Consider the following 13,054-nt stretch of genomic DNA (forward strand, 5'->3'; position numbering starts at 1 on the left):
GGCGGCGTCGTCACACCGGGGCTTTACTCTGATCCGGTGACGCTGACTGCACCACCACGGTTGCTGCTGGTACACGCACACCCGGACGACGAGAGCCTGTGGACGGGCGGCACCATCGCCCGCTACTCGTCCCTGGGCGTGCACGTCACCGTGGTCACCTGCACCCTCGGCGAGGAGGGCGAGGTCATCCCGCCCGCGTTGCGGAACCTGGCCGCGGACGCCGCCGACCAGCTCGGCGGTTACCGGGTCGCGGAGCTGCGCTCCGCCTGCGCCGCCCTGGGCGTGACCGACCACCGGTTCCTCGGCGGCATGGGCCGCTGGCGCGACTCCGGCATGGCGGGCGTCGAGGCCAACGACCACCCGCGCGCGTTCGTCCGGGGCCCGGTCGACGAGCAGGTCGCCGAGCTGTCGGAGATCATCGCCTCGGTCAAGCCGCAGGTCGTGGTCACCTACGACGCGTTCGGCGGGTACGGGCACCCGGACCACATCCGGGCGCACGAGATCACCACCGCCGCCGTCGCCTCCTCGGACGTGGACCGCCTGTTCCACACCGTCACCTCGCGCGCCGCGACCGCCGAGGGCGTGGCGCGGCTGGCCGGGCTGGCCGACCTGCCGTGGCGGCTGCCCGAGGACGGCGAGCTGCCGGTCACCGACGACGAGGTGATCACCACGGTGGTGGACGTCTCCGAGCACCTGGTGGCCAAGCTGCGGGCGCTGCGCGCCCACTCCACCCAGGTCGGCGTGTGGCAGGACGGCACGGGCTGCGCGTCCTACGCGCTGTCCAACGGCATCGCCCAGCCCGTCGTGCACACCGAGCACTACGTGCTCGCCGAGGGGCCCGCCGAGGGCGCGGGCACGGACCTGTTCGGGGGGCTGGATTGACCGACCGCCTGGCGCTGGTCGGGATCGCCGCCGCGGCCTTCGTGCTGGCGGTGCTGGAGCTGTTCTTCCTGCCGCTGAGGCTGGACGGCACCCTGCTGCCGCGCGTGCACGACTGGCCGTTCCCGATCGCGGTGGTGCTGGCGGTCGTGACCACCCCGCTCCTGGTCCGCATCGCCTCCCAGTACGCGCGGCGCACGAGCGGCGCGGCGTCGCCGCTGCTGGTGTGGGTGGCGACGCTGCTGCTGTTCGGGCTGCTCGGGCCGGGTGGCGACGTTTTGCTCCTCAACGACTGGCGCACCCTGGTGCTGTTCGCCGGCGGCGTGCTGCCCAGCGCCGTCGCCGTGGGTGCTTTCGTGGGGAGGCGGGCCGGTGGCGGAAGCGATCACTGATCGGGACGTGGTGCGGGCGTTGCGGCCGTTCGTGCGCGCCACGGGCCCGCTGCTGGACACCCTGCGCGAGGCCAACCTGCTCGGCCTGCGCGACCGCGAGGTGGAGCGCGACGCCGACCGGCGGCTGGTCGACAAGCTGTGGGACCGGCTGGCGCAGGTGAAGGTGCCCGGCACGGCCGGGTGGGCGCGGATGGACGTGCCGCAGCGCGACGAGTGGTGGCTCAACCGGCTCGGCAGGCTGCTGTCGCTGCTGGCCGCGATCCCCGGCGTCGGCGGCGCGCTGGCCGACCGGCTGCCGATCCAGTCGACGCTGGGCGCGGCCGGGCAGGGGCTGCTGCTGTCGGCGATGGCGGGCGAGCGCGGGCTCACCTCGACCGAGGACCGGGTGCGGCTGCTGGCGCACGTGCTGTTCCAGCGCGAGGTCGACGGCCGCGCCGTGGAACCCGTCGAGGACGAGGACCGCCGGACCCGCGAGCTGACCGCGGAGCTGAAGCCCGAGCGGTCCACGTTCAAGGCCATCGGCGCGACGATCTGGAAGCTCGCCAAGGTGCTGTGGCGGCTGGAGGACGAGCTGGACAAGCGGCCCCAGGGCCGGCTGTACCACCAGGCGCTGGGCATGTTGCCCGTGGTCGGGGTCCTCGGCGACTACCTGGGTGAGCGGTCGGCGCTGAAGAGGGTCCGCGCGGCCGCCTACGAGTGGTTCGGCGCCCAGTAGCGGTAGCGGTGGTGCTCGACGCACCCCAGCGACCCGTACAGCGCGATCGCGGCCTCGTTGTGCTCGGCCACCTGGAGCGCGCAGCGCGTCGCGCCCCGTTCGACGCCCCACGCGGCCAAGCCGCCCATCAGCAGCCGCGCCAGCCCCCGGCGGCGGGCCGACGGCCGCACCGCGAGCCGGGCGACGTGCAGCAGGTCCCCGACCACGGCGCCGCGCACGGTGGCCAGCACCGTGCCGCCTGCCATCGCGCCGCCTGCCACCGTGCCGTCCGCCGCCGTGCCGTCCGCCATCGCGTCGTCCGCCGCCGTGCCGCCTGCCACGACCGCGCCGAAACCCACCGCGCCCGTGGTGAGCACGTGCCGCTGGGCGGGCGTGGGGTCCGGTTGCGCCGCCAGTTCCCACCAGCCGGGAAGGGGCTCGGCCGTGACGACCACCCCTTGGGACGTCTGAGCGTGCTTCGGGGTGGCGAAGCCGGCGAGCCCGCCGGTCATCACGAGCGACTCGGCGCCACCCGGGTGGTCCTCGTCGACCCGCCAGCCGGCGTCCCCGATCGCGCCCTCCGCCGGTGAGCCGACCACCACGTGGGCGGCCGGCGCGATCGCGTTGCGGCGGGCGAAGTCGATCACGAGGTCGAGCGCCTCGGGCACCGGCACCCCCGGATCGCCCGTGGTCAGGGCGCTGTTGGCGCGTCCGGTGAAACCACCCGCGGCCCGCAGCCGCCACTGCCCGAGCGGCACGTCGACCACGGCCGGCCACGCCTCGGCGCAGCGCTGCTCCAACCCGGTGATGTCGCGCACCCCGGCATCGTCCCCCGTACGGACCAAGGGGTGAGGTGTGACCTGGCGCACGGTGCTGATAAGGCAAGCCTGGGCGTTGGACAATCGAGCGCGCCGCGTACTCTCCGGCTTGCGCGGTGTGGACCAGAACAGAAGCAGGAGAGCGCAGTGACCTATGTGATCGCCCAGCCGTGCGTGGACGTGCTCGACAAGGCGTGCATCGAAGAGTGCCCCGTCGACTGCATCTACGAAGGCGACCGGATGCTCTACATCCACCCGGATGAGTGCGTCGACTGTGGTGCTTGCGAGCCTGTGTGCCCCGTCGAGGCCATCTACTACGAGGACGACGTGCCGGACGAGTGGAAGGAGTACACGAAGGCGAACGTGGACTTCTTCGACGAGCTGGGGTCCCCCGGCGGCGCCTCGAAGGTCGGCAAGGTCAGCGCGGACCCGGCGTTCGTCAAGGCTCTCCCGCCGCAGGCGTCCCACGAGTGACCAAGAGGCTCCCGGACTTCCCCTGGGACTCGCTGGCCGACCACGCCGCCGCGGCGCGCGCGCACCCCGGTGGCGTGGTCGACCTGTCCATCGGCACGCCGGTCGACCCGGTGCCCGACGTGGTCCGGCGTGCCCTCGGCTCGGTCGCCGACCAGCCGGGCTACCCGACCACGCACGGCACCACCGCGCTGCGCGAGGCCGCGGTCGGGGCGCTGGCGCGGCGGCACGGCGTCGACGGGCTCGACCCGGCGGCGGTGCTGCCGACCATCGGCTCCAAGGAGCTGGTGGCCTGGCTGCCGACGCTGCTCGGCCTCGGCCCCGGTGACGTGGTCGCGATCCCGGCGCTGGCCTACCCGACCTACGAGGTGGGCGCGAAGCTGGCCGGCGCGACGCCGGTGCGGCTGGCCGACGGCGAGGCGCCGCCCGCCGGCACCCGCCTGGTGTGGCTGAACTCGCCGTCCAACCCGACCGGTCGGGTGCGGTCGGCGGCGTCGCTGGCGCGGTCGGTCGCGGAGGCGCGGGAGGTGGGCGCGGTCGTCGCGTCCGACGAGTGCTACCTGACGCTGCCGTGGACGGCGGAGCCGGTGTCGGTGCTGCGGCCCGAGGTGTCCGGCGGTTCGCCGGAGGGCGTGCTGGCCGTGCACTCGCTGTCGAAGTCGTCCTGCCTCGCCGGGTACCGGGCCGGGTTCGTGACCGGCGACCCGGCGCTGGTGAAGGCCCTGCTGGAGGTGCGCAAGCACGCGGGCATGATCGTGCCGCGGCCCGTGCAGGAGGCCATGACGGCGGCGCTGACCGACGACGCGCACGTGGCGGCGCAGCGTGAGCGCTACCGGGCGCGGCGCGACGTGCTGCTGCCCGCGCTGACCGGGGCCGGTTTCACCGTGGACCACTCCGAGGCGGGCCTGTACCTGTGGTCGACCCGCGGCGAGGACGCGTGGGACACGGTGGCGTGGCTGGCCGAGCGCGGCATCCTGGCCGCACCCGGCACGTTCTACGGCCCGACCGGCGACCGGCACGTCCGCATCGCCCTGACCGCGACGGACGAACGCGTGGCCGCCGCCGCCGACCGCCTGACCACCTGACCGCGCCCTTCACGGCGCCCCACCGGAGGACACGCGATGTCCGACCGGAGGACACGCGACACCGCACCGGAGGACACGCCGGGTCTCCCACCAGAACCCCGGCGTGTCCTCCGCTCAAGCATCGCGTGTCGTCCGGTCAGGCACTGCGTGTCGTCCGGTCGAGCATCGCGTGTCGTCCGGTCGGGGACGGTGAGTTCGCCACTCGCGAGTGGGGAGCGGTCAGTCGTTGGCGTGCAGGGCGGCGTTCAGCTCGACGCCCGTGCCCTTGCGCGGCAGGACCTTGACCACGCCGGTGGTCGAGTCGCGGAGGAACAGCAGGTTCGACATGCCGGAGAGCTGGGCCGCCTTGACCACCGCGCCGTCCGCGCCGGTGACCTTGGTGCCGGCGGTGATGTAGAGGCCCGCCTCGACCACGCAGTCGTCGCCCAGGGAGATGCCCAGGCCCGCGTTGGCGCCGATCAGGGACCGCTCGCCGACGGAGATGACCTGCTTGCCGCCGCCCGACAGGGTGCCCATGATCGACGCGCCGCCGCCCACGTCCGTGCCGTCGCCGACGACCACGCCCGCCGAGATGCGCCCCTCCACCATGGACGCGCCGAGCGTGCCCGCGTTGAAGTTCACGAAGCCCTCGTGCATGACGGTGGTGCCGGGCGCCAGGTGCGCGCCCAGGCGCACGCGGTCCGCGTCCGCGACCCGCACGCCGGTCGGCACCACGTAGTCGACCATGCGCGGGAACTTGTCGACGCCGTACACGGTGACCGGCCCGCGCGAGCGCAGCCGCAGCCGGGCGCCCTCGAAGCCCTCGACCGCGCACGGCCCGAAGTTCGTCCACACCACGTTGTTCAGCAGCCCGAAGACGCCGTCCAGGTTGACGCCGTGCGGCTTGACCAGGCGCGACGACAGCAGGTGCAGCCGGAGCCACACGTCGTAGGTCGACGTGGGCGCGTCGGCCAGGGAGGCGATGCCGACCCGGACGCCGACGACCTCGACGTCGCGCTCGACGTCCGCGCCGAGCTGCTTGGCCGCCGCCTCGCCCAGTTCGACCGCGACCTCGGCCGAGGACAGCAGCGCGGGCCCGGCGGTCGCCTCGCCCAGCCGCGGCGCGGGGAACCACGTGTCCAGCACGTCGCCGGAGGGGGTGACGGTGGCGAGTCCGACGCCGTACGCGCCGGTGGTGTCTGCGGTGCTCACGAGCGCCAACGGTAACGTGCGGCGCATGGCCGACACCCTGGACCTCGCCGCCGACCCCGTCGAGCTGACCGCCGCACTGGTGGACATCCCCAGCGTGTCCCGCGACGAGGCCCGCATCGCGGACGTGGTGGAGCGGTCCCTGCGGGAGCAGACGGCGCTGGAGGTGGTCCGCCTCGGCAACGCCGTGCTGGCCCGCACGGACCTCGGCCGCCCGGGCAGGGTCGTCCTCGCCGGCCACCTGGACACCGTGCCGGTCAACGACAACCTGCCGTCCCGCCTGGCCGACGGCGTCCTGCACGGCTGCGGGACGGTGGACATGAAGGGCGGCGACGCGGTGATGCTGCACCTGGCCGCCACCACCCCGGACCCGCGCCACGACCTGACCTTCGTGTTCTACGACTGCGAGGAGATCGAGGCCGTCCACAACGGCCTGGGCCGCGTCGAGCGCGAGCTGCCCGAGTGGCTGCGGGGCGACCTGGCGATCGTGTGCGAGCCGTCCAACGCCGTGATCGAGGCCGGCTGCCAGGGCACCATGCGCGTCGAGGTGCGCGCGAGGGGCGCCCGCGCCCACACCGCCCGCGGCTGGATGGGCGTGAACGCGATCCACGCCCTCGGCGAGGCCCTGCGCCGCCTGGAGTCGCACGAGCCGCGGCGCGTCGAGATCGACGGCTGCCACTACCGCGAGGGCCTCCAGGCGGTGCGGGTCTCCGGTGGCGTGGCCGGCAACGTGGTGCCGGACGAGGCGGTGCTGACGGTCAACCACCGGTTCGCCCCCGACCGGTCGCCGGAGCAGGCCGAGCAGCACCTGCGGGAGCTGTTCGACGGCTACGAGGTGACCGTCACCGACCGGTCGCCGGGCGCGCTGCCCGGCCTGTCCCACCCGATCACCCGGGAGCTGGTCGCGGCGGCCGGCGGCACGCCCGTGGCCAAGCTCGGCTGGACCGACGTGGCCCGGTTCGCGGCGCTCGGGATGCCCGCGGTGAACCTCGGTCCGGGCGACCCGAGCCTCGCGCACACGCGGCAGGAGAACGTCCCGGTGAACCAGGTGCGACAGTGCCTTGAAGTGTTGCGCCGCTTCCTCGGTTAGCCCCTCCGGCCCACTACACTCCGGCCGATGAGCGAGAACGGCGTCGACGAGCACCCCAAGGAGAAGCAGCGCGGACCGGTCGTCCTGCGCCGCGAGCGCCGCGACGAGCTGACGACCACCGACCAGCGCCTGCTGGACTCCCGCGGCCACAGCGACTGGGTGCACACCGACCCGTGGCGGGTGCTGCGCATCCAGGCCGAGTTCGTCGAGGGCTTCGGCGCGCTGGCCGAGGTGCCGAGCGCGGTGACGGTGTTCGGCTCGGCCCGCACCGCCCGCGGCCACGCCGAGTACGAGGTCGGCCGCGAGCTGGGCCGGGCGCTGGCCGAGGCGGGCTTCGCGTGCATCACCGGCGGCGGCCCGGGCGCGATGGAGGCGGTGAACCGGGGCTGCTCGGAGGCGGGCGGGTTCAGCATCGGCCTCGGCATCGAGCTGCCGTTCGAGCAGGGCCTGAACCCGTGGGTCGACCTGGGCGTGAACTTCCGCTACTTCTTCGTCCGCAAGACCATGTTCATCAAGTACTCGCAGGCGTTCATCTGCCTGCCGGGCGGCTTCGGCACGCTGGACGAGCTGTTCGAGGCGCTGACCCTCGTGCAGACGAAGAAGGTCACCAAGTTCCCGGTGGTGCTGTTCGGCCGCGAGTACTGGCAGGGCCTGTACGACTGGGTGAAGGGCTCGGTGCTGGGCGGCGGCAAGGTGGGCGAGAAGGACGTCGAGCTGCTGTACCTGACCGACGACGTCGACGACGCGGTCCGCATCGTGCGCGAGGCGCACCAGGCGTGGGCCGACGCGCACTGAGCGGTGGCGCGGGCCGGCCCGCGAGGGCGGTCGTTCGCGCCCGGTCCCCCGGCGGTCGAAGGGGGTGATCACCGGGGGACGAATCGCGGACGACCGACGCGGCCTCGCGGGTCGGGCGCGATCAGTCGGGCGCGGTCAGGCGAGCGCGGTCAGCCGATCCGGGCGCTCTCCAGGCCCCTGGCGCGGGCGAGGCGGTCGGCTTCCCCGGCGAACACGTCGACGTCCAGCGACACGAACGGCGACACCTTCACGTCCAGCCGCGCCCCGCTCGCCTTGGCCTGCCAGGTGCCCAGGACCTCGCCGTCCACGAGCAGCGCGCCGCGCCGGCCGAGGACGCGCCACACCTGCTTCTGGTGGTCCTTGTCGGGCACGAGCAGGTCGCGGTCGCGGGCGTTGAGGTAGGGGTCCAGCGGCGGCAGCAGCCGCACCACCTCGGGTTCGGGCGGGTTCTCGAACGCCTCGACCCGGTCGGCGGGCAGCCACGCCTTCCTGGACACGGCCACCAGGTCGTCCGGCCAGGCCTCCTTGACGTCGCGGACGGGCGCGCCGAAGTAGTGGGCGACCTCCGCGTACCCGGCGGGGCCGTGCAGCCGCAGGTAGTCGGAGACCAGGTCGCCGAAGCCCTCGGCGCGCGCCGGCACGTCCCGGCGGTCCTCCAGCGGCACGAACACGACGCCCCGCTCGTCCGGGTCGAACCGGAGGCCGGCGGGCAGCGCGGCGAGCCGGAACACCGGGTCGTGCACGTGCGTGGCGCCGCAGCCCCGGCACCAGCCGGTGACCTCGGGCGGCACGAGCGGCGTGAGCCTGGCCGACGCCTCGCCCTTGGGCATCGGCCCGGTCACCACGTCCCGCAGCGCGGTGGCGACCTCGCGCAGGACCCGCAGGCCCTCGGCGACCGGCGGCCGGCCCGCGCGGGTCACGGCGTCGGCGTCGGACAGCGGCCACAGCCGGGCGGCCAGCGCCGGGACGTCCTCCGCGCGGTGCCAGTGGGGCGCTCCCCGCACGCTCCACGTGAGCACGTGGGCGTCGAGCGGCGGCACGGTGTCCAGCCGGGCCGCCAGGGCGGGCGCGGCGGAGCGCTCCGAGTCCTGCAACCCGAGGTCGAACACGCGCAGCCGGGCGGGGTCGGTGGTGGTCCGGTCGAACTGGTGGGCGGCGACGCGGTAGGCGATCACCTGCTCGCGGTCAGCCACCCCGGACGTCCCCGAGCTGGACGTCCCCGGTCTCGGCGTTCCCGGGCTCGACGTCCCCGGGCCGGCCGTCACCGAACCGGACGTCCAGGGTGATCCGCTCGTGCGCGAGCAGGACGCTGCCGCCGACGCCCGCCAGCTCGCCGGTGCCGGAGCCGGGCACGACGTGGCCGAAGTTGCGCGCCCCGCCGGCGGAGACCACGCCGCCGTGCTGCATGACGAACGACCCGGCGCGGCCGTCGAGCGTGCCGGTGAACCGCTCCGTGCCGACGTACCCGGCCTGCTCCTCGGACGGTTGGCAGGTGGTCAGCTCGGCGGTGCTCGTGCCCTCCATGACGCCCGTGTAGGTCTTGCCGACCAGCACCCGGCCGAGCCTGGGCTCCGCGTCGTCCCAGGTGGTCTCGTCCCAGCGGGTGATCGTGAACTTCGCTTCCATGCCGGCGATCCTGGCAGGAATACCTGTCAACCGCTGTCAGCCGAGCGGCACGGTCAGCGAGGAGTCCGCGCCGAAGGCCACCGACGCGCCGGCCCTGCTGGTCCCGCCGTACCGGGCGTCCACGGCGTCGACGACCAGCACGAGCCGGTTGCCCGCGCCGACCTGCCACACCACCGGTTCCAGGGCGAGGTCGACCACGCGGGTCCCGGCGCCGGCCAGCGTGACGGGCTTGTGCGTGACGAGCGCGCCCAGGCCCAGCGGGTTCACCTCGTACAGGTAGGCGTAGAGGGTGGTGGCGGGCGCGCTCGGGGTGACGGTGAGGCGGGCGCGGGGCGTGCCGCTGACGGTGACCGGCAGCCACCTCACCGGGGTGTGCCACACGGCGGCGGCGCCGCGGTCGACCAGCGGGGTGGACACGCCGACGGGGATCTTGAAGAAGCCCTGGAGGGCGCCGGACAGCAGGACCGCGCCGCTCTCGGCGAGGGTGGGCCGGACCGCGCCGATGCGGTCGGCGGCCAGCGGTGTCACCTCGGTGCGCGCGGTGGCCGCCGCCCACGTGGGGTAGGACCGCCAGGCGCCGCCGTTGTTGGGCTTGAGCCGGACGGGCTGCTCGCGGTCGATGCCGTTGGCCTCGCCCTTGAGGTGGTGGTCGAACCAGCGGCCGACCGACTCCCAGATCTCGTTGGGCAGGCCGGCCGCGCCGAACAGCTCGGCGGTGGCGTGGTCGCCGGGGGAGAGCATGAGCCGCTTGGGCCCGGTGAGCGCGGTGAAGAAGTCGGTGACCTGGCCGGGTGGGAACAGGCCGTCGTTCCAGGCGTTGCCGATCATGACGGCGGCCTTGATGGACGACACGCGCGTGGCGGGCGAGCGGGGCGGTGAGATCGGCAGCACGTCGGCGAACCGGCCCTGCCGGTAGGCGGCCTCGGCCTCGCGCAGCACCGGGCCGGGGCGGCCGGTGAGGTGGCCGGCGGCCAGCAGCAGCTCCACGCCCTGCGCGCTGACGGTCTCGTTCGGGTAGAGGGAGCGGGCCAGGTCGGTCCACGTGCTCAGCGCGGCGACCGCCTTGACCCGGGGGTCGGCGGCGGCGGCGAGCAGCGCCTGGCCCGCGCCGTAGGAGATGCCGCCGACGCCGACGCGCGCGGGGTCGCCGGCGGCCTCGGCGACGCCCCAGTCGATGACCCGGCTGACGTCGGCGACGGTGTCCGCGCCGGCCACGTCGATCTCGCCGCCGGAGTCGTGGAAGCCCCGGCTGGTGTAGCTGATGACCACGTAGCCGGACTCGTGGGCGAGCTTGGCGGCCGCGCCGACGTACTCCAGGTTGGGCAGGCCCCAGCTGGACGGCAGCACGATCAGCGGGAACGGGCCGGAGCCGCGCCCGGTGGGTTCGATCACGAACGCCTTGAGCGGGGTGCCGCCCGCGCCGGGGATGGTCTCGTAGGAGGCCCGGAAGCCGGTCGCGGCCTGGGCGGGCGGCGCGAGGAGCAGCGCGAGCAGGGCGGCGAGGAGCAGGGGTAGTGATCGGCGCACGTGGTCCTCCTTGACCGTGACCGGGATCACGCAGGGTGTTACCGGTGAGTAAACCTCATGGGTACCGGCGAGTAGCACGGTGGTGTGGCGTGGATCACGCGCGAGTGGGGCGTGGCACGATGCGGTCATGCTGCGGTTCGGTGCCCGTGAGGTCGCGCACGACCGCGCGCTGGTGATGGCGATCGTCAACCGGACGCGCGACTCGTTCTACGACCGGGGCGCGACGTTCACCGACACCGCCGCCATGGCCGCGGTGGACCGGGCGGTCGCCGAGGGCGCGGACGTCGTCGACATCGGCGGGGTCCGGGCCGGCTCCAAGGGCGAGGTGGTGGACGCGGCCGAGGAGGCGCGGCGGGTGGTGCCGTTCGTCGCGGCGGTCCGCGAGCGGCACCCGGACCTGGTGATCAGCGTCGACACGTGGCGGCACGAGGTGGGCCGCGCGGTGTGCGCCGCGGGCGCGGACCTGCTCAACGACACGTGGGCCGGCGCGGACCCGCGGCTGGCGGAGGTGGCGGCCGAGTTCGGCGTCGGCATCGTCTGCTCGCACACCGGCGGCCTGGCGCCGCGCACCGACCCGCACCGCGTGCGCTACCGGGACGTGGTGGCGGCGGTGGCGGGGGAGCTGGTGGAGCGCGCCGAGCGGGTGGTGGCGCTGGGCGTGCCGCGGGAGGGCGTGCTGATCGACCCGACGCACGACTTCGGCAAGAACACCTGGCACGGCCTGGAGCTGCTGCGGCGGCTGGACGAGCTGGTGGCCACCGGGTGGCCGGTGCTGATGGCGCTGTCCAACAAGGACTTCGTCGGCGAGGCGCTGGGCGCGGAGGTGGGCGACCGGGTGGACGGCACGCTCGCGGCGACCTCGGTGGCGGCGTGGACGGGCGCGAAGGTGTTCCGGGCGCACCAGGTGCGGCAGACGCGGCGGGTGCTGGAGATGGTGGCGAGCATCGCGGGCACGCGCCCGCCCGCGCGGGTGCTGAGGGCGTTGGCCTGATGCTCGACTGGTTCGCGGCCAACACCTGGCAGCGCCCGCCGTGGGCGGTCCCGGAGCTGGTGGCCCTCAAGGGCGGTCGCGCGGTGAGCGTGGTGCTGCCCGCGCTGGACGAGGAGGCGACCGTCGGCGGCGTGGTGGCCGCGGTGCGGCCGCTGGTGGGGTCCCTGGTGGACGAGCTGGTCGTGGTGGACTCCGGGTCGACCGACGGCACGGCCGCGCGGGCCGCCGCGGCCGGCGCGCGGGTGGTGCGCCGCTCGGACGTGCTGCCGGACCTGCCGCCGCGGCCGGGCAAGGGCGAGGTGCTGTGGCGCTCGCTCGCGGCGACCTCGGGCGACCTGGTGGTGTTCCTGGACTCGGACCTGGTCGACCCGGACCCGGGGTTCGTGCCCGCGCTGCTGGGGCCGCTGCTGACCCGGGACGTGCACCTGGTCAAGGGCTTCTACCGGCGGCCGCTGGGCGGGTCGGGCTCCGGCGGCGGGCGGGTGACCGAGCTGGCCGCCCGCCCGCTGCTCAACGCGCTGCGCCCGGAGCTGGCCGGGGTGGTGCAGCCGCTGGGCGGCGAGTACGCGGGCACGCGCGCGTTCCTGGAGTCGGTGCCGTTCGCGCCCGGCTACGGCGTGGAGATCGGGCTGCTGCTCGACGCGCACGCCCGCTACGGCCTGGCCGGGATCGCGCAGGTCAACCTGGGTGTGCGGGAGCACCGCAACCGCGACCTGCGGCAGTTGGGCGCGATGGCGGCTCAGGTCGCGGGCACCGCGTTGCGCCGGTGCGGCGTGCCGGTCGCGTCGGCTTCGCTGACGCAGTTCCTGCCGTTCGACGGCGAGTGGCTGCCGTCGTCGGTGGAGGTGCCGGCGGAGGACCGGCCGGCCATGCGCTCGGTGCTCCAGCGGTCCCGGTAGTAGCCGGGCGCGGCGACCAGTTCGGCGTGCGTGCCCCGCTGGGTGACGCGGCCGTCCTCGAACACCAGGACCTCGTCGAAGTCGACCAGCGGCGCGAGCCGGTGGGTGACCAGCACGACGTGCCCGCCCGGCGCCCGGTCCGCGAGGACGCGGGCGAGCACCGCGTCGCCGTGCCCGGTGGGCAGGCCCTCGACGGGTTCGTCGAGCAGCAGCACGTCGGGCTCGGCGAGCAGGGCGCGGGCCAGCAGCAGCCGCCGCCGCTGGCCGCCGGACAGGGCGTCGCCGTCCGCGCCGACCGGGGTGTCCCACGGCACGTCCAGGTCCACCAGCGCGGCCACCCGGTCCAGGTCCTCCCGGCCGGCGCCGGGCCGGGCCAGCCGCACGTTGGCCTCGGCGGTCGCGTGGAACACGTGCGCGTCGTCGAGCACGCCCAGCGCGCCGGGGTGGGCGGCCAGCGCGCGCAGGTAGGTGCTCTTGCCCGCGCCGTTGGGTCCGACGAGGCCGACGCGCCCGCGCGGCAGGTCGGGCGGCGGCGGCGCGGGGGCGGCGGGCGCGGCCAGCGCCTCCCGGACCCGGCGCGCGGAACCGCGCGCCCCGGC

The 13,054-nt window shown here is 74.9% G+C and carries 14 protein-coding genes and 1 pseudogene; 9 read left to right on the plus strand and 6 right to left on the minus strand.

The features are described from left to right. Positions 1-36 precede the first annotated feature (36 nt). From mshB to ABD223_RS41680, 3 genes are read left to right on the plus strand one after another with little or no spacing between them, the layout of a single operon-like run. A complete protein-coding gene (gene mshB, locus ABD223_RS41670; RefSeq protein ID WP_344043556.1) occupies positions 37-882 on the plus strand; it encodes an N-acetyl-1-D-myo-inositol-2-amino-2-deoxy-alpha-D-glucopyranoside deacetylase in 846 nt (281 codons plus the stop codon). Then, a complete protein-coding gene (locus tag ABD223_RS41675; protein WP_344043558.1) occupies positions 879-1,271 on the plus strand; it encodes a hypothetical protein in 393 nt (130 codons plus the stop codon). Before mshB ends, ABD223_RS41675 begins: the two co-directional genes overlap by 4 nt. Continuing rightward, positions 1,252-1,986, plus strand: a complete 735-nt coding sequence (locus ABD223_RS41680) for a hypothetical protein (protein WP_344043559.1) — start codon at positions 1,252-1,254, stop codon at positions 1,984-1,986. Before ABD223_RS41675 ends, ABD223_RS41680 begins: the two co-directional genes overlap by 20 nt. Here the strand turns inward: ABD223_RS41680 and ABD223_RS41685 are convergent. Then, positions 1,962-2,783: a GNAT family N-acetyltransferase gene (locus ABD223_RS41685; protein WP_344043561.1), complete on the minus strand. Its 822-nt coding sequence runs from the start codon at positions 2,781-2,783 to the stop codon at positions 1,962-1,964. The genes ABD223_RS41680 and ABD223_RS41685 overlap by 25 nt on opposite strands. 147 nt (positions 2,784-2,930) lie before the next feature. Between ABD223_RS41685 and fdxA the strand changes: the two genes are divergently transcribed. Beyond that, positions 2,931-3,257, plus strand: a complete 327-nt coding sequence (gene fdxA / locus ABD223_RS41690) for a ferredoxin (RefSeq protein WP_033430540.1) — start codon at positions 2,931-2,933, stop codon at positions 3,255-3,257. Continuing rightward, positions 3,254-4,339, plus strand: a complete 1,086-nt coding sequence (gene dapC, locus ABD223_RS41695; protein ID WP_344043563.1) for a succinyldiaminopimelate transaminase — start codon at positions 3,254-3,256, stop codon at positions 4,337-4,339. Before fdxA ends, dapC begins: the two co-directional genes overlap by 4 nt. Before the next feature lie 219 nt (positions 4,340-4,558). Here the strand turns inward: dapC and dapD are convergent, their stop codons facing one another. Further along, positions 4,559-5,557: a 2,3,4,5-tetrahydropyridine-2,6-dicarboxylate N-succinyltransferase gene (gene dapD / locus ABD223_RS41700; RefSeq protein ID WP_344043565.1), complete on the minus strand. Its 999-nt coding sequence runs from the start codon at positions 5,555-5,557 to the stop codon at positions 4,559-4,561. Here dapD and dapE point away from each other — a divergent pair. Both dapE and ABD223_RS41710 read left to right on the plus strand, forming a co-directional pair. Further along, positions 5,556-6,617: a succinyl-diaminopimelate desuccinylase gene (gene dapE / locus ABD223_RS41705; protein ID WP_344043567.1), complete on the plus strand. Its 1,062-nt coding sequence runs from the start codon at positions 5,556-5,558 to the stop codon at positions 6,615-6,617. The genes dapD and dapE overlap by 2 nt on opposite strands. Before the next feature lie 27 nt (positions 6,618-6,644). Then, on the plus strand, positions 6,645-7,412 hold the full coding sequence (locus ABD223_RS41710) for an LOG family protein (RefSeq protein WP_344043569.1): 768 nt from the start codon (positions 6,645-6,647) through the stop codon (positions 7,410-7,412). Positions 7,413-7,561: 149 nt separating this feature from the next. Here the strand turns inward: ABD223_RS41710 and ABD223_RS41715 are convergent, their stop codons facing one another. Genes ABD223_RS41715 through ABD223_RS41725 form a run of 3 tightly spaced genes read right to left on the minus strand, consistent with a single transcriptional unit; the run spans position 7,562 to position 10,565 of the window. After that, positions 7,562-8,605 carry a DNA glycosylase AlkZ-like family protein gene (locus ABD223_RS41715; protein WP_344043571.1) on the minus strand — a complete coding sequence of 348 codons (1,044 nt, stop codon included), beginning with the start codon at positions 8,603-8,605 and terminating at the stop codon, positions 7,562-7,564. Beyond that, positions 8,598-9,038, minus strand: coding sequence for a DUF3224 domain-containing protein (locus ABD223_RS41720; RefSeq protein WP_344043573.1), 441 nt, complete (start codon positions 9,036-9,038; stop codon positions 8,598-8,600). Before ABD223_RS41720 ends, ABD223_RS41715 begins: the two co-directional genes overlap by 8 nt. Positions 9,039-9,074: 36 nt before the next feature. Beyond that, positions 9,075-10,565, minus strand: a complete 1,491-nt coding sequence (locus ABD223_RS41725) for a CocE/NonD family hydrolase (protein ID WP_344043575.1) — start codon at positions 10,563-10,565, stop codon at positions 9,075-9,077. A 127-nt stretch (positions 10,566-10,692) separates the two neighbouring features. Here ABD223_RS41725 and folP point away from each other — a divergent pair, with 127 nt between their 5' ends. Beyond that, complete coding sequence (gene folP / locus ABD223_RS41730) at positions 10,693-11,556, plus strand: dihydropteroate synthase (protein WP_344043577.1); 864 nt, start codon at positions 10,693-10,695, stop codon at positions 11,554-11,556. Beyond that, a complete protein-coding gene (locus ABD223_RS41735; protein WP_344043579.1) occupies positions 11,556-12,455 on the plus strand; it encodes a glucosyl-3-phosphoglycerate synthase in 900 nt (299 codons plus the stop codon). Before folP ends, ABD223_RS41735 begins: the two co-directional genes overlap by 1 nt. 203 nt (positions 12,456-12,658) lie before the next feature. Here ABD223_RS41735 and ABD223_RS41740 read toward each other — a convergent pair. After that, positions 12,659-12,883: pseudogene (locus ABD223_RS41740) on the minus strand (ATP-binding cassette domain-containing protein); the annotation flags it as partial. Between the last annotated feature and the right edge of the window lie 171 nt (positions 12,884-13,054).

This window comes from Saccharothrix xinjiangensis, from assembly GCF_039527585.1.
GTDB classification, from domain to species: Bacteria; Actinomycetota; Actinomycetes; order Mycobacteriales; family Pseudonocardiaceae; genus Actinosynnema; species Actinosynnema xinjiangensis.

What these genes read in the sequence shown, in the direction of transcription:
- dapE (WP_344043567.1), top strand. Translation starts at nt 5,556, where the DNA reads ATGGCCGACACCCTGGACCTCGCCGCCGACCCCGTCGAGCTGACCGCC.
- folP (WP_344043577.1), top strand. Translation starts at nt 10,693, where the DNA reads ATGCTGCGGTTCGGTGCCCGTGAGGTCGCGCACGACCGCGCGCTGGTG.
- ABD223_RS41735 (WP_344043579.1), top strand. Translation starts at nt 11,556, where the DNA reads ATGCTCGACTGGTTCGCGGCCAACACCTGGCAGCGCCCGCCGTGGGCG.
- ABD223_RS41710 (WP_344043569.1), top strand. Translation starts at nt 6,645, where the DNA reads ATGAGCGAGAACGGCGTCGACGAGCACCCCAAGGAGAAGCAGCGCGGA.
- dapD (WP_344043565.1), bottom strand. Translation starts at nt 5,557, where the DNA reads ATGCGCCGCACGTTACCGTTGGCGCTCGTGAGCACCGCAGACACCACC.
- ABD223_RS41720 (WP_344043573.1), bottom strand. Translation starts at nt 9,038, where the DNA reads ATGGAAGCGAAGTTCACGATCACCCGCTGGGACGAGACCACCTGGGAC.